The 19786-nt window shown below is 69.7% G+C and carries 15 protein-coding genes; 5 read left to right on the top strand and 10 right to left on the bottom strand.

All coding sequences use genetic code 11. The annotated features are described in order from the left end of the window. Window positions 1–7 precede the first annotated feature (7 nt). Together frc and oxc are read right to left on the bottom strand one after the other, a co-directional pair. Complete coding sequence (gene frc, locus ACWCXB_RS24825) at window positions 8–1264, bottom strand: formyl-CoA transferase (RefSeq protein ID WP_450725680.1); 1257 nt, start codon at window positions 1262–1264, stop codon at window positions 8–10. 77 nt (window positions 1265–1341) lie between these two features. Next, a complete protein-coding gene (gene oxc, locus ACWCXB_RS24820; RefSeq protein ID WP_450725679.1) occupies window positions 1342–3093 on the bottom strand; it encodes an oxalyl-CoA decarboxylase in 1752 nt (583 codons plus the stop codon). A 257-nt stretch (window positions 3094–3350) separates the two neighbouring features. On the opposite strand from oxc, the gene ACWCXB_RS24815 reads away from it, so the two are divergent. Further along, a complete protein-coding gene (locus tag ACWCXB_RS24815) occupies window positions 3351–4943 on the top strand; it encodes a FadD7 family fatty acid--CoA ligase (RefSeq protein ID WP_450725678.1) in 1593 nt (530 codons plus the stop codon). 29 nt (window positions 4944–4972) lie between these two features. Here the strand turns inward: ACWCXB_RS24815 and ACWCXB_RS24810 are convergent, their stop codons facing one another. Both ACWCXB_RS24810 and ACWCXB_RS24805 read right to left on the bottom strand, forming a co-directional pair. Next, entirely contained in the window at window positions 4973–5905 is a 933-nt protein-coding gene (locus ACWCXB_RS24810; protein WP_450725677.1) for a LysR family transcriptional regulator, read from the bottom strand. Window positions 5906–6261: 356 nt separating this feature from the next. Further along, window positions 6262–7275, bottom strand: coding sequence for a 2-dehydropantoate 2-reductase (locus ACWCXB_RS24805; protein ID WP_450725676.1), 1014 nt, complete (start codon window positions 7273–7275; stop codon window positions 6262–6264). 159 nt (window positions 7276–7434) lie between these two features. On the opposite strand from ACWCXB_RS24805, the gene ACWCXB_RS24800 reads away from it, so the two are divergent. The 4 genes from ACWCXB_RS24800 to ACWCXB_RS24785 all read left to right on the top strand — a co-directional run bounded on the left by ACWCXB_RS24800 (window position 7435) and on the right by ACWCXB_RS24785 (window position 12371). Continuing rightward, on the top strand, window positions 7435–8979 hold the full coding sequence (locus ACWCXB_RS24800; RefSeq protein WP_450725675.1) for a Re/Si-specific NAD(P)(+) transhydrogenase subunit alpha: 1545 nt from the start codon (window positions 7435–7437) through the stop codon (window positions 8977–8979). Between the two features lie 6 nt (window positions 8980–8985). Next, a complete protein-coding gene (gene pntB, locus ACWCXB_RS24795) occupies window positions 8986–10461 on the top strand; it encodes a Re/Si-specific NAD(P)(+) transhydrogenase subunit beta (protein WP_450725674.1) in 1476 nt (491 codons plus the stop codon). A gap of 121 nt (window positions 10462–10582) precedes the next feature. Beyond that, window positions 10583–11572 (top strand): GTP 3',8-cyclase MoaA, encoded by a 990-nt coding sequence (gene moaA, locus ACWCXB_RS24790; protein ID WP_450725673.1) that lies wholly within the window; start codon window positions 10583–10585, stop codon window positions 11570–11572. Window positions 11573–11678: 106 nt separating this feature from the next. Beyond that, the gene (locus ACWCXB_RS24785) at window positions 11679–12371 is read left to right on the top strand and encodes a GntR family transcriptional regulator (protein ID WP_450725672.1); all 693 of its coding nucleotides are present in this window, start codon (window positions 11679–11681) and stop codon (window positions 12369–12371) included. Between the two features lie 194 nt (window positions 12372–12565). On the opposite strand, the gene ACWCXB_RS24780 is transcribed toward ACWCXB_RS24785, so the two are convergent. From ACWCXB_RS24780 to ACWCXB_RS24755, 6 genes are all read right to left on the bottom strand, one after another. After that, window positions 12566–12748 carry a formate dehydrogenase subunit delta gene (locus tag ACWCXB_RS24780; protein ID WP_450725671.1) on the bottom strand — a complete coding sequence of 61 codons (183 nt, stop codon included), beginning with the start codon at window positions 12746–12748 and terminating at the stop codon, window positions 12566–12568. A 31-nt stretch (window positions 12749–12779) separates the two neighbouring features. After that, window positions 12780–15596: a formate dehydrogenase subunit alpha gene (fdhF, locus tag ACWCXB_RS24775; protein WP_450725670.1), complete on the bottom strand. Its 2817-nt coding sequence runs from the start codon at window positions 15594–15596 to the stop codon at window positions 12780–12782. Beyond that, window positions 15593–17209, bottom strand: a complete 1617-nt coding sequence (locus tag ACWCXB_RS24770) for a formate dehydrogenase beta subunit (RefSeq protein WP_450725669.1) — start codon at window positions 17207–17209, stop codon at window positions 15593–15595. The genes fdhF and ACWCXB_RS24770 overlap by 4 nt, the downstream gene beginning before the upstream one ends. After that, window positions 17209–17685 carry a formate dehydrogenase subunit gamma gene (locus tag ACWCXB_RS24765; RefSeq protein WP_450725668.1) on the bottom strand — a complete coding sequence of 159 codons (477 nt, stop codon included), beginning with the start codon at window positions 17683–17685 and terminating at the stop codon, window positions 17209–17211. Before ACWCXB_RS24765 ends, ACWCXB_RS24770 begins: the two co-directional genes overlap by 1 nt. Before the next feature lie 270 nt (window positions 17686–17955). Next, a complete protein-coding gene (locus ACWCXB_RS24760; RefSeq protein WP_450725667.1) occupies window positions 17956–18759 on the bottom strand; it encodes an acyl-CoA dehydrogenase family protein in 804 nt (267 codons plus the stop codon). A gap of 269 nt (window positions 18760–19028) precedes the next feature. Beyond that, a complete protein-coding gene (locus ACWCXB_RS24755) occupies window positions 19029–19580 on the bottom strand; it encodes a beta-class carbonic anhydrase (RefSeq protein WP_450725666.1) in 552 nt (183 codons plus the stop codon). Between the last annotated feature and the right edge of the window lie 206 nt (window positions 19581–19786).

The raw sequence follows: 19786 nt of genomic DNA, 5'->3' as shown, positions 1-19786 counted from the left end.
GTCCGGGTCAGACGATGATCTGGCTCTCGCGCAGCTCGGCGATCGCGTCCGCGTCGTACCCCAGGTCGGAGAGGACCTCGTCACCGTGCTCGCCGAGCAGCGGCGCACCCTTGATCTCGGGCTTGAAGTCCGAGAACTTGATGGGGCTGCCCACGGTCAGGTAGGTGCCGCGGCCCTTCTGCTCGACCTCGACGATGGTGCCGCTCTTGCGCATGTCGGGGTCCTCGGCGAGCTCCTTCATGCTGAGCACGGGCGCGCAGGGCACCTCCCACTTGCGCAGGATGTCGACCGCCTCGTACTTGGTCTTGTCGGCCAGCCACTTCTCGATCTCCCCGAAGATCTCGAAGATGTGCGACTGACGCGCCTTGGCGGTCGTGTACTCCGGGTCGTCGACCCACTCGGGCCGGCCGATGGCCTCGGCGGTGCGCTTCCAGTTCTGCTCCTGGATCGTGAAGTAGATGTAGGCGTTGGGGTCGGTCTCCCAGCCCTTGCACTTCAGGATCCAGCCCGGCTGGCCACCGCCGCCGGCGTTGCCGCCGCGGGGCACCGCGTCGCCGAACTCGCCGTTCGGGTACTGCGGGTACTCCTCCAGGTAGCCGACCTTCTCCAGGCGCTGCTGGTCGCGGAGCTTGACACGGGTCAGGTTGAGTACGGCGTCCTGCATGGACACCGACACCTTCTGACCCACGCCGGTCCTGTTCCGGTGGATGATCGCGGTCAGCAGGCCGATCATCAGGTGCATGCCGGTGTTGCTGTCGCCGAGGGCCGAGCCGCTGATGGTCGGCGGGCCGTCCCAGAAGCCCGTGGTGGAAGCGGCACCGCCGGCGGCCTGGGCCACGTTCTCGTAGACCTTGAGGTCGTTCCAGGACGAGTCGTCGTTGAAGCCCTTGACCGAGCCGAAGATCAGGCGCGGGTTCAGTTCGTGGATGTGGTCCCAGCCGAGGCCCATGCGGTCCATGGCACCCGGCGCGAAGTTCTCGACCAGGATGTCCGCCTCGCGGATCAGCTTCTCCATGACCTCCTTGCCCTCGGGGGTCTTGGTGTTGATGGCCAGCGAGCGCTTGTTGCTGTTCAGCATGGTGAAGTACAGCGCGTCGAGGTCGGGGATGTCCCGGAGCTGGTTGCGGGTCACATCGCCCCCCTGGGGACGCTCGACCTTGATGACGTCGGCGCCGAACCAGGCGAGCATCTGGGTGCACGCGGGACCGGCCTGGACCCCGGTGAAGTCGATCACCTTGATTCCGGCGAGCGGCTTGTCACTCATGGTGGCTTCCTTCTTGTGAATGTTCGCGGTGCGCGGGTGGGCAGTGCGGGAGAACGGGGCTTCGGGGGTACGGGCGGTCACTTCTTGGCCGGCACGATGTTGCCGACGGTGATGCCCTTGGGGTTGAGGTGCGAGATGTGACCGCTCTCGGTGCCGGCCGAGGGGTCGATCGCGCAGTCGATGAGCGCCGGTCCGCCCGAGGCCAGCGCCTCGGTGAGGGCGGCGGTGACCTCGGCGGGTGTGGTCGCGCGGTAGCCCTTGCCGCCGAACGCCTCGATCATCCGGTCGTGCCGCGCCGTGAGCATCAGCGTCGTCGGGGACGGGGCGTCGTCGAGCGGGTTGACGTCGTCGCCGCGGTAGACGCCGCCGTTGTTCATGATGACGGTGACGACGGGCAGCTTGTAGCGGCAGATCGTCTCCAGCTCCATGCCGCTGAACCCGAAGGCGCTGTCACCCTCGACGGCCACGACCGGCCGGCCGGTCTCGACGGCGGCGGCGATCGCGTAGCCCATGCCGATGCCCATGACGCCCCACGTACCGCTGTCGAGACGGTGGCGCGGCACGTGCATGTCGATCACGTTGCGGGCGATGTCCAGCGCGTTGGCACCCTCGTTGACGAGGTACGTCTCGGGGCGCTCGTGCATGACGTCACGTACCGCCTTCAGGGCACCCATGAACTGCATCGGGTGCGGGTCGGCCTTGAGGCGCTCCGCCATCTTGGCGACGTTCTGCGCGGAGCGTGCCGCCAGCTCCTCCCGCCAGGCGGTGGGGGTCGCGATCCGGCCGGGCTTGGTCCGCTCGGCGAGCGCTTCGAGCACCGACTCGATGTCCCCGACGAGCGGTGCGGCGATGGGCTGGTTGCTGTCCATCTCCCTGGGCTCGATGTCCACCTGGATGAACTTCGCCTCCGGGTTCCACTGCGGTGCCTCGCCGTGGTTGAGCAGCCAGTTCAGGCGGGCGCCGATGAGCATCACGACATCGGCCTTGCGCAGCGCCAGCGAGCGGGCGGTGGCCGCCGACTGCGGGTGGTTGTCCGGCAGGAGGCCCTTCGCCATCGACATCGGCACATAGGGAACGCCGGTGGACTCGATGAACTCCCTGATCCGGTCGTCGGCCTGCGCGTAGGCGGCGCCCTTCCCGAGCACCACCAGCGGCCGCTCAGCACCCGCCAGGAGCTCGATCGCGCGGTCCACCGCCTCGGGTGCGGGCAGCTGGCGCGGCGCCGGGTCGACCAGACGGCTCAGCGTCCTGTCGCCTTCCTCCTTGGGGAGGACGGAGCCGAGCACCGCGGCCGGGATGTCGAGGTACACACCGCCGGGCCGGCCGGAGATCGCCGTGCGCAGGGCCCGTGCGATGCCGCGGCCGATGTCCTCCACCCGGCTCACGCGGTACGCAGCCTTGCAGAACGGCTGCGCGGCGGCGAGCTGGTCCATCTCCTCGTAGTCGCCCTGCCTGAGGTCGACGAGGTGCCGCTCGCTCGATCCCGAGATCTGCACCATCGGGAAGCAGTTCGTGGTGGCGTTCGCCAGTGCGACCAGCCCGTTGAGGAAGCCCGGAGCGGACACCGTCAGGCAGATGCCCGGCTTCTTGGTGAGGTAGCCGGCCGCCGCCGCCGCGTGTCCCGCGTTGCTCTCGTGACGGAAGCCGATGTAGCGGATGCCCTGCGCCTGCGCGAGGCGGGCCAGATCGGTGATCGGGATGCCGACCACCCCGTAGATGGTGTCGACATCGTTCATCTTCAGAGCGTCGACGACCAGGTGGTACCCGTCGGTGAGCTCGGCCGGAACGTCGGCGGTCGCCGCGGTCTCCAGTGGTGAGGGGGCGGTCATGGTCCGAGGTCCTCCTTGGGCAAGTCATGCCGGAGCGGCTGCTCATCCCACCTTCCGCAGCGCGCATCCCCGCGTCCAAGACCTATCGGCGACCAGCCGATAACCAGCGTCTATCGAGTCGTGCCGCGCCGGTCCCCAACTCGGTTGATAGCCACCCGCTATCGCGCGTTCGCCAGTGCGTATTGGACGGGCGTCTCACCCCCCACGCAGGCTCGCAGTCGACCGCTTCATCAGACCTGGCGCGAGGAGGTGGGGTCATGGCCGTTCCGGCCGCAGCATCCGTGCGCGACACGAACCGGTACCGGCCGCCGGCGATCACGGGCCTCACCGATCTCCTCGACGGGCCCGTGCGCGATCGTCCCCGCGCGCGAGCGCTCGTCGTCACCGGGGACCGGGTGGAACTGTCCTACGGCGCCCTTGCCGCACTGGCCGACGACGTGGCCGGCCGACTGGGCAGCAGAGGGCTGCGCCGCGGGGACGCGGTCGGCCTCGTCTGCGCCAACACCGCCGAGTTCGTCGTCGCGCTCCTTGGCGGGGCACGGGCGGGGCTGGTGGTCGCCCCGATGGACCCCGCACTGCCCGAGTCACAGATGTCCGCCCGGCTCGAGGCGCTGGGGGTGCAGGCGATCCTGGTCGGTCCACCGGCGGCCGGCGCCGCGCCGGTCGCCCAGTTCCCTGTCCCGACATGGACCTTGCGCGTGGACGTCTCCCACGGCGGGACGGCCACGGCTGCGCTCGGGACCGGCGCGCCTGTGGTACGACGCGTCCGGGGAGCGGCACACGAGCTCTCGAGCCATGACGCCCTCGTCCTGTTCACCGCGGGAACCACCGACCAGGCCAAGATGGTCCCGCTGACGCACGCCAACGTGGCCGCCTCCGTGCAGGGCATCTGCGCCACCTACGAGCTGGGACCGGGCGACGCGACGGTCGCCGTGATGCCGTTCTTCCACGGTCACGGGCTGTTCGCGGCGCTCCTGGCCTCCCTGGCCGGCGGGGGATGCGTACTGCTGCCCGAGCGGGGACGGTTCTCGGCGCACACGTTCTGGGACGACATGCGAGCCGCGGCCGCCACGTGGTTCACCGCGGTCCCGACCATCCACGAGATCCTTCTGGACCGGTCAGCGGTCGATCACCCAGGCCCGCAGGTCCCGCCCCTGAAGTTCGTGCGCAGCTGCAGTGCCCCCCTCAACACGGCCACGCAGCGGGCGCTGGAGCGCACGCTCGGCGCGCCGCTGCTGTCCGCGTACGGGATGACCGAGTCCACGCATCAGGCGACCAGCGAGCCGCTGCCGCAGCAGGGATCCCTGAAGCACGGGTCGGTCGGCCGGTCGACCGGAGTGGACCTTCGTGTCGTCGACCGGAACGGACATACGTACCCGGCCGGCACGGAGGGCGAGGTGTGGGTGCACGGTCCCACCGTCGCCCGCGGCTACCTGGGCAATCCGGCCGAGACGGCGCGCAGTTTCGTCGACGGGTGGTTCCGCACCGGCGATCTGGGCTCACTGGACGACGACGGGAACCTGTTCCTCACCGGGCGCATCAAGAACCTCATCAACCGCGGAGGCGAGAAGATCTCGCCCGAGCATGTCGAGGACATCCTCGCCGGGTGTCCCGGTGTCGCCGAGGCGGCCGTGTTCGCCGTGTCCGACCCGACGTACGGGCAACGAGTCGGCGCCGCTGTGGTCGTACACGAAGGCGAGAGCATCGGGCCCGAGGAGATCCTGCGGTACTGCCGCAGCCGACTGGCCGCCTTCGAAATACCCGACCGGCTCGAAGTCGTCACCGCTCTGCCCCACACCGCCAAGGGAGGACTCGACCGGCGTGCTGTGGAGGCCCGGTACGCACACTGACACGCACGCTGACGCCGCGGGGGCCGGTCTCACCTGACGAGGTGATCGGACGGCAGCGGCTGATCGAAGAACTCGTCCAGCGACAGGCCCGCTGCCGCGGTCATGAACGCCCGGGCCGCGACCGAACCGGGGGTCGCGGCGTGGATCGCCACCGAGACCTGTGCCCTGGCCTCCGGTTCCACCAGACGGACGGCTCTCATCCTGGCCGTCGCCGGCATGGCACGCAGCCATGTGTGCGGCACGATGCTCGCACACGCACCGATGCCCACGTTGGCGTAGAGGGTGGCGACGGAGTCCGTCTCCACCTGCGGGGTCACCACGACCCCGCTGTCCGCGAACGCACTGTCGATGACCTGGCGGATCCTCATGTCGGGTGTCAGCAACGCAAGCGGCAACTGGGCCGCTTCCGCCCAGCTCATGGTGTCGGTCCGGGGCAGCAGTTGGCCGCTGGACGCGAGCAGCATGTACCTCTCCTCGTACAGCGGCACCACCTGCAGGCTCTCCCGGTCGTCGGGGGCGAAGTGGGCAATCGCGGCGTCCAGTTCGAAGGCGCGCAGCTGCCGGGTCAGCTCGGTCGTCGACAAACGGGAGCGGACCTGCACCTTGGCCAGCGGGTGCGCCGCGCAGAACGCGGCCACGGGAAGGACCACGGTCGTCGATGCCGTCGGTTCCGCGCCCAGCCGCAGCGTGCCGGTGATGCCCGACTGGACGGCGGCCACTTCGGCCTTGAACGCCTCCTGCTCGGCGAGGATCCGCTTGGCCCACACGACGAGCCGTTCGCCCTCCGGGGTGAGGCCCTGGTATTTGTGCCCACGGTTGATCAGCGTGACGTTCAGCTCCCGTTCGAGCTTGGCGATCGCCGCCGAGAGCGCCGGCTGCGACACGAAGCAGGCTTCCGCCGCGCGGGCGAAGTGCCTCTCCCTGGCCACCGCCACGAAGTACTCCAGCTGACGGAACAGCATGAACGGCTCCTCTTTCGCCTCGGGCCGCGGCTGCGCGGGCACTTCCTGCTGGAGTCAAGACCGCCCGTTCCCACTGGTCAACTCCCCGGACGTGGAGAAGGTCCCCGGCGGCCGGAGAACGGACGAAGGGGCGCGGTGTGGCGGCCCCTTCGTTCCGGGCGTTCTCCGATGTGTCCGTGCCGGCTTTGTCGTACCGGGTACACCGCCTGCCCGCTACCTTGGCGGTGCCGGACCCCGGCCCGGACTCAGCCGGGACGGGGCCGGATGCCGCGACGTCGTAAGGGGTGGTCAGTGGTCGTCCGGACGGCGAGCCGGTGATCTTTCGGTGGTCCGTTCCGGGTACGCGATGTCCCGCGCTAGGCGGGAACCGGCTCCGGGGTCCTGCCGCCGTTCTCCGTACCAGCGGTGGAGCGTTGTGCCAGGAGGTCGGTGGCGGCGTGGACCGCACGCAACGTGGGCGCGTCGGCGCCCGTGATGTCGGCCATCTCCACCACCGCTGTCACGATGGCGTCGAGTTCCATCTGCTTGCCGGCCTCGAGGTCCTGCAGCATGGAGGTCTTGTGGTGCCCCACGCCTTCCGCACCTCGCAGCCGCTTCTCGATCGAGATGTCCGGAGTGCTGCCGACCCTGGCCGCGATGTCGAGGGTCTCCTCCATGAGTTGGGTGACCAGCCGGCGCGTGGGGAGGTGCCGACAGATCTCGACCATCGTCGCCCTGGTGAGCGCGCTGATCGGGTTGAAGGCGACATTGCCCATCAGCTTGATCCAGATGTCGTCGCGCAGGTTCGGCTCCACCGGGCACTTCAGCCCGCCCGCGACCATGGCCTCGCTCAACGCCGTGCACCGGTCGGAGATTTCGCCTCCCGGCTCGCCGATGGAGAAGCGGGTGCCCTCCAGATGCCGGATGACACCGGGAGCCTCGATGACCGTGGCGGGGTAGACCACACAGCCGACCGCCCGTTCCGGTGGCAGCACCTTGCTGGTGGCGCCTCCCGGGTCGACCGCCTCGATCCGCCGTCCCTCGTAGGGACCGGCCAGCTTGTGGAAGTACCACCAGGGAATTCCGTTCTGCCCGGCCACCACTGCGGTCCGGTCCCCCAGCAATGGGGCGACCAGCGATCCGGAGGACGGGTAGGAGTGCGCCTTGAGTCCCAGGAACACGTAGTCGACGGGACCGATCTCGGCCGGGTCGTCCGTGGCGTGGGGATGGGCCACGAAGTCACCGCGTGGGCTGTTCACCCGGACCCCGTGGGCACGTATCGCCCGCAGATGCTCGCCTCGGGCGATCAGATGGACGTCAGCGCCACCACGGTGCAGTGCCGCTCCGACGAAGGCGCCGATTGCGCCGGCTCCGAGGACTGCGATTTTCACGGCGGCTCCTCTCGATTTAAGGGGGGAGGAGTGGATACTGTATGCAGTGTTCTCGCCGGAAGTACAGTCGCACCGCAAAAAAGAGGCTCGCTTCGGGTAGTTGGCCAGTCCCCGCCACTGCCGAGCCAGGCCGGTCGAGAAAGACGGAAAAGGAGAGCGATGTCGGATTCACCGCCACAGCACATCGGTGTCGTCGCCGAGTCCACCGCCGGGGAGACCCGGGTGGCCGCGACACCAGCCAGCGTCCGCCAACTCCTGGGGCTCGGCTACGAGGTCGTCGTCGAATCGGAGGCAGGAGAGGCCTCGGGATTCTCCGACGAGGCCTACGTCGAGGCGGGCGCGCGGATCGGCGACGCCTGGCAGGCGGACGTCGTCCTGAAGGTCAACGCGCCCTCGCACGAGGAGATCGAGAAGCTGCGGGACGGGGCGACGCTGGTCGGGCTGATCGCCCCCGCGCTGAACCCCGGCCTCCTGGACGACCTCGCACGGCGGCCGGTCACCGTCCTGTCGATGGACGCCGTACCGCGTATATCCCGGGCCCAGTCGCTGGACGTGCTCAGCTCGATGGCCAACATCGCCGGGTATCGCGCCGTGATCGAGGCGGCGCACGCCTTCGGACGGTTCTTCACCGGCCAGGTCACCGCGGCGGGCAAGGTGCCGCCCGCGAAGGTCCTGGTGGCCGGTGCGGGCGTGGCCGGTCTCGCGGCGATCGGCGCGGCCGGCAGCCTGGGCGCAGTGGTACGGGCCACCGATCCGCGGCCGGAGGTCGCCGATCAGGTCCGCTCGCTGGGCGGTGATTTCCTCGCCGTCGAGGTGGAGCAGGAGTCCGGCGGCGCCGACGGGTACGCCAAGGCCACGTCCGAGGCGTACGACCGGCGCGCCGCGGAGATCTACGGCGAACAGGCCCGGGACGTCGACATCATCATCACCACCGCGCTGATCCCCGGCCGCCCGGCACCCCGCCTGATCACGGCGGAGCACGTGGCGTCCATGAAGCCCGGCAGTGTCATCGTGGACATGGCCGCGGCACAGGGCGGCAATGTCGAGGGCACGGTCAGCGGCAGGGCGATCGTCAGCGACAACGGCGTGACGATCATCGGCTACACCGACCTGGCCGGCCGGCTGCCCGCGCAGGCGTCGCAGTTGTACGGGAGCAATCTCGTCAACCTCCTGAAGCTGCTCACACCTGGCAAGGACGGGCAGGTGACGCTGGACTTCGACGACGTCGTGCAGCGGTCCGTGACCGTGGTGCGCGCCGGTGAGAAGACCTGGCCGCCACCTCCGGTGCAGGTGTCGGCAGCGCCCGCGAAGCCGGCGGCGGCGCCGGCCGGGGCCCCGAAGGCGAAGGAATCCCGCGTCTCGCCGGCCGTCCGCTACGGTCTGACCGGCCTCGGCATGATCGCGATGTTCCTGCTCATCGCCTTCTCCCCCGCCCAACTCGCCGCGAACTTCACCGTGTTCGCCCTGGCCGTGGTCATCGGCTACTACGTGATCGGCAAGGTCCACCACGCCCTGCACACCCCGCTGATGTCGGTCACCAACGCGATCTCCGGGATCGTGGTGGTCGGTGCGCTGCTGCAGATCGGACACGGGAACGCGGCCGTCACCGTGCTGTCGTTCGTGGCGATCCTGCTGACCACCGTGAACGTCTTCGGAGGATTCGCCGTCACCCGCCGCATGCTCGGCATGTTCTCGAAAGGCTGAGGATCGATGAACGCAACCACGGCGGCACAGGCCGCCGACATCGTCGCTGCGCTGTTGTTCATCTTCAGCCTGGCCGGGCTCTCCCAGCACCACACCGCCCGCGCCGGGGTGGCGTACGGCATCGGCGGGATGGCGCTGGCGCTTGTCGCCACGGTCGTCGTTGCCGCGCGGGGCATCTCGGCCGGCGCCGTCACGCTGATCGTCGTCGCCACGCTGATCGGCGGCGCCGTGGGCCTGTGGCGGGCCCGCAAGGTGGAGATGACCCAGATGCCGGAGCTCATCGCCGTCCTGCACAGCCTCGTCGGCCTGGCCGCGGTGCTGGTCGGCTGGAACAGCTACTTCGGGGTCGAGGCGCACGGCGCCGCGCAGACGGAGGTCGCCCACGACCTGCTGCGCATCCATCACGCCGAGGTGTTCATCGGCATCTTCATCGGCGCGGTCACCTTCACCGGCTCGATCATCGCCTTCCTCAAGCTGTCGGCGCGGATCAAGTCCAGGCCGCTGACGCTGCCGGGCAAGAACACCCTCAACGTGGGTGCGCTGGCCGCCTTCGTGGCGCTGACGATCTGGTTCACGGTGAGCCCGGGCCTCGGCCTGATGATCGCCGTCACCGTCCTGGCGCTCGCGCTGGGGTGGCACCTGGTCGCCTCCATCGGCGGCGGTGACATGCCGGTCGTCGTCTCGATGCTCAACAGCTACTCGGGGTGGGCGGCCGCGGCGGCGGGCTTCCTGCTGAACAACAACCTGCTCATCGTCACCGGCGCGCTCGTCGGCTCCTCCGGCGCGTACCTGTCCTTCATCATGTGCAAGGCGATGAACCGCTCCTTCTTCTCGGTGATCGCCGGCGGATTCGGCGTCGAGGCGGTGGCAGGCGGCGACACCGAGCAGGGCGAGCACCACGAGATCAGCGCCGAGGACAGCGCGGAGCTGCTGGCGAGCGCCACGTCCGTGATCATCACCCCCGGATACGGCATGGCGGTGGCCCAGGCCCAGCACCCGGTGGCCGAGCTGACCCGGGTCCTGCGCGAGCGCGGGGTCGAGGTGCGCTTCGGCGTGCACCCGGTGGCCGGACGGCTTCCCGGGCACATGAACGTGCTGCTGGCCGAGGCCAGGGTGCCCTACGACGTCGTGCTGGAAATGGACGAGATCAACGACGACTTCGGCGACACCACGGTCGTGCTGGTCATCGGCGCCAACGACACCGTCAACCCGGCTGCGACCGACGACCCGTCCAGCCCCATCGCCGGCATGCCGGTGCTGCGGGTCTGGGAGGCCGAGAACGTCATCGTGTTCAAGCGGTCCATGGCCTCGGGCTACGCGGGCGTGCAGAACCCGCTGTTCTTCCGCGAGAACACCAGCATGCTCTTCGGTGACGCCAAGCAGAGCGTGGAGAACATTCTGCGCGCGCTGGGCCCGGCGGACTCCGGGTCCGCGGTGCCGCGTTCGGGCTCCCGTCCGGCCGAACAGCCGGCGCACGCCTGACACCTCTCGCGCGAGCGCCGGCACACCCCGTCGGCGCCGCCCGCTCACGTTGCGGTGGGGCCGGGCAGCATCTGCTCCCCGCCCCACCGACAACACCGCCCCGTGGGAAAGGTGGAAGTCCATGTTGCTCGACACCTACGGTCGGATCGCGACCGATCTACGGGTTTCGCTGACCGACCGGTGCAATCTGCGGTGCACGTACTGCATGCCGGAAGAGGGCCTGCAGTGGCTGTCCAAGCCCGAACTGCTCACCGACGAGGAGATCGTGCGGCTGGTCTCGATCGCGGTGACGGATCTGGGTGTCACCGAGGTCCGCTTCACCGGCGGTGAGCCGCTGCTTCGCCCGGGCCTGGTCGGCATCGTCGAGCGCTGCTCCGCGCTCGACCCGCGCCCCCAACTCTCCCTGACCACCAACGGTGTCGGCCTGGCCCGCACCGCCGAGGCGCTGCGCACCGCCGGGCTCGACCGGGTCAACGTATCCCTCGACACCCTGCGTCCCGAGGTCTTCCGCACCCTCACCCGCCGCGACCGGCTCCACGACGTCCTCGACGGACTGAGCGCGGCCCACGCGGCCGGCCTCACACCGGTGAAGGTCAATGCGGTGCTCATGCGCGGTGTCAACGACGACGAGGCCGCCGACCTGCTCGGCTGGGCCCTCGAGCACGACTACGAGCTGCGCTTCATCGAGCAGATGCCGCTGGACGCCCAGCACGGCTGGCAGCGCAGCGACATGATCACCGCCGCGGAGATCCTCGAGAGACTCTCCGCACGCTTCACCCTCACCCCCGAGGTGTCCTCCGTGCGCGGCTCCGCGCCGGCCGAGCGCTGGCTCGTCGACGGCGGGCCCTCCCGGGTCGGCGTGATCGCCTCCGTCACCCGGCCGTTCTGCCGCGCCTGCGACCGCACCCGGCTCACCGCCGACGGCCAGGTCCGCAACTGCCTGTTCGCCCGCGAGGAGTCCGACCTGCGCACGACCCTTCGTTCCGGCGCACCGGACCAGGACATCGCCGAACGGTGGCGCGCCGCGATGCGGGGCAAGAACGCCGGCTCCGGGCTCGACGCCCCGTCCTTCCTCCAGCCCCGACGCCCGATGTCCGCCATCGGAGGCTGACCCCGCGGTCCCGGTTGCGGCGCACATCGCACTACGAATGTAGATTCCATACAAAAATCTGTATCCTGTCCCTGTCCTCTCCGCCGCAATCCCATGAGGGGGGCCCATGCGCGACATACGCTCCGTGGCAGCCGGTTTGCGGGTCACCCGGCCGGTCCCGCTTCGCCAGGCCGTCTATGACGCCCTGATCGAACTGATCGTCAACGGCTCCCTGACACCCGGCCGGCATCTGATCGAGTCCGAGCTCGCCGAGCAACTGGGAGTGAGCCGCCAGCCGGTACGCGAGGCCCTGCAGCGACTGCAGAGCGACGGCTGGGTAGATCTGCGTCCGGCCCAGGGCGCCTTCGTCCACTCCCCCACCCCGGAGGAGGCCGCTCAACTCCTCAGCGTCCGTGCCGTACTGGAGACCCACTCCGCGCACGGCGCCGCGCTCCACGCCACCGAACAGGACGTGACCCGGCTGTGGGAGCTGCAGGAGGCCGGGATCGCGGCCCTGACGGCCGACGACGCACGCGGCATCGTCGAAGCCAACGCCGCCCTGCACGGCTTCATCACCCAGCTGTCCCGCAACAAGGTCCTCGCCGAGCTCATCCGCCAGGTGGACCGACGGGTGCGCTGGTACTACATGCCCATCGCCCGGCCCCGCGGCAAGGACGCCTGGAACGAGCACGCCACCCTCATCAACGCCATCGCCGAAGGTGACGCCGAGCGTTCCGAGGAGTTGATGCGCCGGCACACCCAGAGCACCACCGACTTCTACTGCCGGCAGATCGCCGCCGCGGCCGCGCAGCGTATGTGACGGGGGGCCGGGCGAGCCCGACCGGGCCGGGAGCGCACCCCACCGACCGTCCCTGCCGCTTGCGCCCAGGGCACGCTCAGCCTCCTGGACATGCCGAAGTGCCTCCTGGGTCGGACTGCCGAGAATCCTGCGGATCGATTCCCGTCGTCCCGGCCCAGAAGGCACTCTCGCCTTTCAGGGGGTGGCTCCTCGGCTCAGCGCAGGAGCTTCACCGCGTCGACCACCAGGGGATCCAGCCCGTCCGCACCGGCGTCGACGAGCGCGAAGAGCCGGGTGCGCATGCGCGGGTCCCAGAACCTGCCGATATGACCGGCGACTTCCTCGGCCGCCCGCCCGTCCGGCAGGTGCCCGAGGTTCGCGGCGATGTCGTTGGCCATCCTGTGCTCCGACGGCGCGCCGTGTGCCATCTCAGTCCACCACCGTGAGCACGTCGTCCTCGGCCTGTTCCGTGTCGCCACGCTGGAGCGGCTGCGCGAGCCCCACCTGCACGGCTGTCACCTTGTACTCCGGACAGTTGGTCGCCCAGTCCGAGTTCTCGGTGGTCACCACGTTGGCGCCGGTCACCGGGTGGTGGAACGTGGTGTACACGACCCCGGCCGGCATCCGGTCGGAGATCTCCGCGCGCAGCGTGGTCCGCCCGACACGGCTGGCCAGCGTCACCCGGTCGCCGTCGGTGATGCCGCGGACCTCGGCGTCGTGCGGATGGAGCTCCAGCACATCCTCGGGATGCCAGGCGACATTGCCGGTGCGGCGCGTCTGCGCCCCGACGTTGTACTGGCTGAGGATCCGCCCCGTCGTCAGCACCAGCGGGAACCGCCGGGTGCTCCGCTCGTTCGTCGGTACGTAGGACGTGACCATGAACTTGCCCTTGCCCCGGACGAATTCGTCCACATGCATGATCGGCGTGCCTTCCGGAGCCGACTCGTTGCACGGCCACTGGACACTGCCGAGCTTGTCCAGCACCTCGAAGGACACGCCGGTGAAGGTCGGAGTGACCATGGCGATCTCGTCCATGATCCGGCTCGGGTGGTCGTAGGACATGGGGTAGCCCATGGCGGTGGCGATCTCGCTGACGATCTGCCACTCGTGCTTGCCCGTCTTCGGCTTCATCACCGCGCGCACCCGGTTGATCCGGCGTTCTGCGTTGGTGAACGTGCCGTCCTTCTCCAGGAAGGACGCACCGGGCAGGAAGACGTGCGCGAACTTGGCCGTCTCGTTGAGGAACAGGTCCTGCACCACGACCAGTTCCATGGCCTCCAGCGCGGCGGTGACGTGCTTGAGGTTGGGGTCGGACTGGGCGATGTCCTCGCCGTGGACGAACAGGCCGCGGAAGGTCCCGTCGATCGCCGCGTCGAACATGTTCGGGATCCGCAGCCCGGGCTCGGCGAGGATGGTGCCGCCCCAGAGGTTCTCGAACACGTTGCGCACGGCGTCGTCGGAGACGTGCCGGTAGCCGGGCAGCTCGTGCGGGAACGAGCCCATGTCGCAGGAGCCCTGCACGTTGTTCTGGCCGCGCAGCGGGTTCACACCGACGCCGTCACGGCCGATGTTGCCGCACGCCATCGCGAGGTTGGCCATACCCATGACCATGGTCGAGCCCTGGCTGTGCTCGGTGACGCCGAGGCCGTAGTAGATGGCCCCGTTGGGCGCCTGCGCATACAGCCGTGCCGCCGCCCGCAGTTCGTCGGCCGGGACGCCGGTGATCGGTTCGGCCGCCTCCGGGCTGTTCTCCGGGCGAGCGATGAACTCCGCCCACTCGTCGAAGCCCTCGCAGCGCTGGTCCACGAAGGAGCGGTCGACCAGGCCCTCGGTGACCACCACGTGCGCCATGGCGTTCACCACGGCGACGTTGGTGCTGGGCTTGAGCTGGAGGTGGTGCTGGGCCTCGATGTGCGGCGAGCGCACCAGATCGATGCGGCGCGGGTCGACCACGATGAGCTTCGCGCCCTCGCGCAGCCGGCGCTTCATCCGCGAGGCGAACACCGGGTGCCCGTCCGTCGGGTTCGCGCCGATCACCATGATCACGTCGGCCTGCGCCACCGACCGGAAGTCCTGGGTGCCGGCCGACTCGCCGAAGGTCTGCTTGAGCCCGTATCCCGTCGGGGAGTGGCAGACCCGGGCGCAGGTGTCCACGTTGTTGTTGCCGAAGGCCGCGCGCACCATCTTCTGTACGACGTAGACCTCTTCGTTCGTGCACCTCGACGAGGTGATGGCGCCGATCGAGCTCGATCCGTAGCGCTCCTGGAGCTCGCGCATCCTGCGCGCGACCGTGCCGATGGCCTCGTCCCACTCGACCTCACGCCACGGATCGCTGATCTTGTCGCGGACCATGGGCTTGAGCACCCGGTCGGGGTGCGTCGCGTAGCCGAAGGCGAACCTGCCCTTGACGCAGGAGTGGCCCTCGTTCGCGCCACCGTCCTTGTAGGGCACCATGCGCACCAGCTCGTCGCCGCGGAGCTCGGCCTTGAACGAGCAGCCGACACCGCAGTACGCACAGGTGGTGATCACCGACCGGGTCGGCATCCCGAGCTCGACCACCGACTTCTCCTGCAGCGTCGACGTCGGGCAGGCCTGGACGCAGGCCCCGCAGGAGACGCACTCGGAGTCCATGAACGTCTCACCGGCGCCCGCCGAGACCTTGGAGTCGAAACCGCGCCCCTCGATGGTCAGCGCAAACGTGCCCTGCACCTCGCCGCATGCCCGCACGCAACGGGAGCAGGCAATGCACTTGGACGGGTCGAAGTCGAAGTACGGGTTGGACGTGTCCTTCTCGGCGTCGAGGTGGTTCTCGCCCTCGTAGCCGTACCGGACCTGCCGCAGCCCGACCACGCCGGCCATGTCCTGCAGTTCGCAGTCGCCGTTGGCCGGGCAGGTGAGGCAGTCCAGGGGATGATCGGAGATGTAGAGCTCCATGACGCCCTGGCGGAGCTTCTCCACCTTCGGCGTCTGCGTGCTCACCCGCATCCCGTCCGCCACCGGCGTGGTGCAGGACGCCGGCGTACCCCGCCGTCCGTCGATCTCCACCACGCACAGCCGACAGGAGCCGAACGGCTCGAGGCTGTCGGTCGCGCACAGTTTGGGGATCTCGACGCCGGCCAGGGCGGCGGCGCGCATCACCGACGTGCCCTCCGGCACGGTCACCGGCAGCCCGTCCACTTCCACCGAGACCGTGGCCTCGCCGGGCCTCTCCGGGGTGCCGTAGTCGGGTTCCTTGAGGAGTGTCATGCCGTGCCCTCCGTCCTCGCGCCGCTCGCTTGCGGGGGTTGGATCTCCTGGCCTGCTGCGTCACGAGCGAGGAAATCGTCGGGGAAATGAGCGATGGCGCTGCGCACGGGCATCGGCGTCAGCCCGCCCATCGCGCACAACGAACCATCGGTCATCAAGTCGCACAGATCCTCGAGCAGGGCCAGATTCTCGTCCCGGCGCTGACCGGCCACGATCCGGTCGATCACCTCGACGCCACGGACGGAACCGACCCGGCACGGTGTGCACTTGCCGCAGGACTCCTCGGCGCAGAACTCCATCGCGAAGCGCGCCTGGGCGGCCATGTCGACGGTGTCGTCGAACACGACGACACCACCGTGGCCGACCATCGCGCCGGCCGCGGCGAAGGCTTCGTAGTCCATCGGCAGGTCGAACATCGACGTCGGCAGGTAGGCGCCGAGCGGACCGCCGACCTGCACCGTACGCACCGGGCGCCCGGAGTGCGTCCCGCCGCCGTAGTCCTCGACGAGTTCGCGCAGCGTGACGCCGAACGCCGTCTCCACGATTCCGCCGCGCGCGATGTTGCCACCGAGCTGGAACACCTGGGTGCCGCGCGACCGCTCGACGCCGAGCGCCTGGTACGCCTTCGCCCCGTTCGCCATGACGACGGGCACGGTGGCCAGGGTGAGGACGTTGTTCACCACGGTCGGTTTGTCGAACAGGCCCTCGATGGCCGGGATCGGCGGCTTGGCGCGGACCGTGCCCCGCTTGCCCTCCAGGCTCTCCAGCATGGAGGTCTCCTCACCGCAGATGTACGCGCCGGCGCCGACGCGGACGTACAGGTCGAAGGTGAGCTCCGTGCCGAGGATGCCGGTCCCGAGCCATCCCTGCTCGCGCGCGATCCCGATCGCCGCGCGCATGGTGGCGACCGCGTCGGGGTACTCCGAGCGGATGTAGATGTAGCCCTCGGTCGCGCCGACCGCGTGGGCGGCGATGGTCATGCCCTCGATGAGCACGAAGGGGTCGCCCTCCATGACCATGCGGTCGGCGAAGGTCCCGCTGTCACCCTCGTCGGCGTTGCAGCAGACGAACTTGAGCTCGTCGGTGCACTCGAGCACGGTCTTCCACTTGACGCCTGCCGGGAAGCCCGCGCCACCACGGCCACGCAGGCCGGAGTCGGTGACCTCGGTGACCACGTCCGCGGGCGGGAGCTGCAGTGCGGTGCGCAGCCCGACCAGTCCGCCGTGCTGCTCATAGTCCTCGGGCGACAGCGGGTCGGTCACGCCGATCCTGGCGAAGGTGACCCGTGTCTGGCGGGCCAGCCAGGGCAGTTCGTCCACGACACCGACCCGCAGCGGATGGTCCGCGCCCTCGAGCATGCCGGCGGCCAGGAGGCCCGGCACGTCCGCGGGGGCCACAGGGCCGTAGCCGACGCGGCCGTTCGGCGTCACCACCTCGACCAGCGGCTCCAGCCACAGCATGCCGCGTGATCCGTTGCGGACCACGTCGATGTCGAGGCCCCCAGCGGTCGCCGCACGTTGCAGGGCGTCCGCGACCTCGTCCGCGCCGACGGACCTGGCCGCCGAGTCGCGGGGGACGTAGACCGTCACCGCGGAGTCCGAAGAAGCCTTCATCACGACACCGTCCCCTTGAGGATCGAGCCCAACCGGGCCGCGTCCACTCGTCCGTACAGCCGGCCGTTCACCTCTACCGCCGGTCCGAGAGCGCAGTTGCCGAGGCAGAAGACCTGCTCGACGGTGACCGAGCCGTCCGCGGTCGTCTCGCCCAGGGCGAGTCCGGCCTCGCGGGCGTAGCCCACCAGGCTGTTGGCACCCAGGGCCTGGCATGCCTCGGCGCGGCATATCCGGACCGTCGTGCGGCCCGCCGGTTCACGGCGGAAGTCGTGGTAGAAGGTCACCACTCCGTGGACGTCCGCCCGGGAGAGGTTGAGTTCGTCGGCGAGCACCGGAATCGCCTCTTGCGGCACATGGCCCAACTCGGCCTGAACGGCGTGCAGGATCGGCAGCAGCGAGCCGCGCTGTCCCCGGTGAGCCGCCACCACTGTCCGGACCACGTTGTCGACGCTCACGTCACTCCCGCTGGTCGTCATGATCGCTCCGCCCTCCGTCACGCGCGGGAGGACGAGCGCGAGATTCCCGCAACAGTCCGACAAGATCGATTCACGTACATATAGGCCCCTTCACCTCTCCTGCGGGCGAGCGGGGTTCGTGACCGACGAACAGAGCCGCTCCGCTTCCCATCGGTGCTGGCAATACAGTGCGAACGATATCGCATACAAGCTTCTGTATACAGAATCCTGGCAGGAGGTTTTTCGAAGACCGAGCCTCGGCGCGGCCGTGCCACCGCCCGCGGGCAGGATTCACGACATCGCAAGGGAATCAGTGGGGCGGCGAGCAGGCGCGACGGAGGCGGCAGCCACCGAGGGATGGATGGCGGCGGCACCGACGACGGCCTCCAGTTCGTGCACCCACGGCAGGACGGTGCGCAGCACGATGTCGAGCCCTTCGCCGTCCGGTCCGAGCATCGCGTCTTCGGGGACGAGGACCGGGTCGGCGAAGACGGTCGACGTCGCACTGCCGCACGGCCCTCCCCCGTCCGGTCCGGCCGGGACGAACAGGTCGGAGGCGTGTGCCGGGACCACCCAGAGAGTGAGCCCGTCCTGCGCGGCGAGCGGCCGGGAGGACCAGACGTAGCTGTCGGCCTCGCCGGCCGCGACCACCTCGCGTTTGCGCGCGCGCAGGGCGACCACACCACCGGAGCGGTGGGCGGTGGAGCGGGGTTCCCAGGCCTCCTGGGCCTGCACACCCGGCTCGCCGGGGGCGGCCTCGGCCAGAGCGAGGCTGCTGAGGTGGCGGCCGGCGGCGATCTCGCCGCGGAGCCAGCGGCTGCCGTACGTCTCGATGACGGCGACCGCCGCATAGTGGGACTGGAGCACGGCCGCTGTCGCCGGACAGGCACGGGCCACCTGCGCCACGACCTCGGCGGCGTCCGGCAGACCCAGCCCGCCGCCGCCGAGCTCTGCGGAGACGGTGAGTCCGAGCAGTCCGGCTTGGCCGAGGGCCGTCACCGAGCAGCGCGGGAACCTCCCCTCTCTGCCGGTCCTTTCCGCGGACGGCGCGATGACGTGGCTCAGTACGTCGGAGAAAGCGGTGCGATACGACACGGGTGACCCCCTCACGTGTGGTTTCCGGTCTGCTGTCAGGCGGCGGGCAGGGCGCAGCCGGGGAAGGTGCGGTGCAGGCGCTCACCGGGAGGGCCCTGGGTGACACCCGCGCTGCGCCGGCGACGAGGGCCTCGCACCATGAGGCGCCCTCGTCCTTCGAACGGTGGCTCTCCGCGGACGGCGCGTGAGCGCGTGCCGCGTGATTGCATACAGTATGCCACTGGGTCTCGCGCCTGCGCCAGAATGGCGCCGCATTCGGTCCAGGCAGCTCAGGACAGCGGGTCGATCTCCCGGAGCAGCCCTGTCGACACGTCGAAGACGAAGCCCCGGACGTCATCGGTGTGGGGCAGGAACGGCGATGTGCGCACCCGCTGCATCGACTGCCGGACGTCCTGGTCGACGTCGCGGAAGGCCTCCACCGCCCACGCCGGCCGCTGTCCGACCTCCATCTCCAGTTCGTGCCGGAAGTCCTCGGTCAGCTTCTCGAGACCGCAGCCGGTGTGGTGGATGAGGATGACGCTGCGGGTGCCCAGGGCGCGTTGACTGATCGTCAGGGAGCGGATCGTGTCGTCGGTGACCACACCGCCGGCGTTGCGGACGGTGTGACAGTCGCCCAGCTCCAGACCGAGCGCGGCGTGCAGGTCGAGGCGGGCGTCCATGCAGGCCACGACGGCCACCTGCAGGACCGGCCGGGCACCCATGCCCGGGTCGGTGAATCCGGCGGCGTAGTGCCGGTTGGCCTCCACGAGGCGGTCGATGACCGTCTCACCGGCCAGGGCGGTGCCGGTGGGCGACGCAGAACGGTGCATTGACGTCGACATGTTGGGCTACCTCACTCCGGTCTGTTTTCGAAAGGACCACTGATGGCGTCGGGTTGCCTGTGACGGTGAGCGGAAGTCGCATCGCGGCACCACCTCGAGCTCGGCACCACCTCGAACTCGGTGCCGCCTACCGTTTCCGGGGCGAGCGGGTCGAGGGCACGCCGGATCGCGGCGGGGCGCCCGCGCTCGCGCCGGGCCAGTACCTG

Source organism: Streptomyces sp. NPDC001514 (assembly GCF_053597075.1).
The sequence above is the reverse complement of the archived record's forward strand: the minus strand, read 5'-3'. Positions and strand labels throughout refer to the sequence as shown.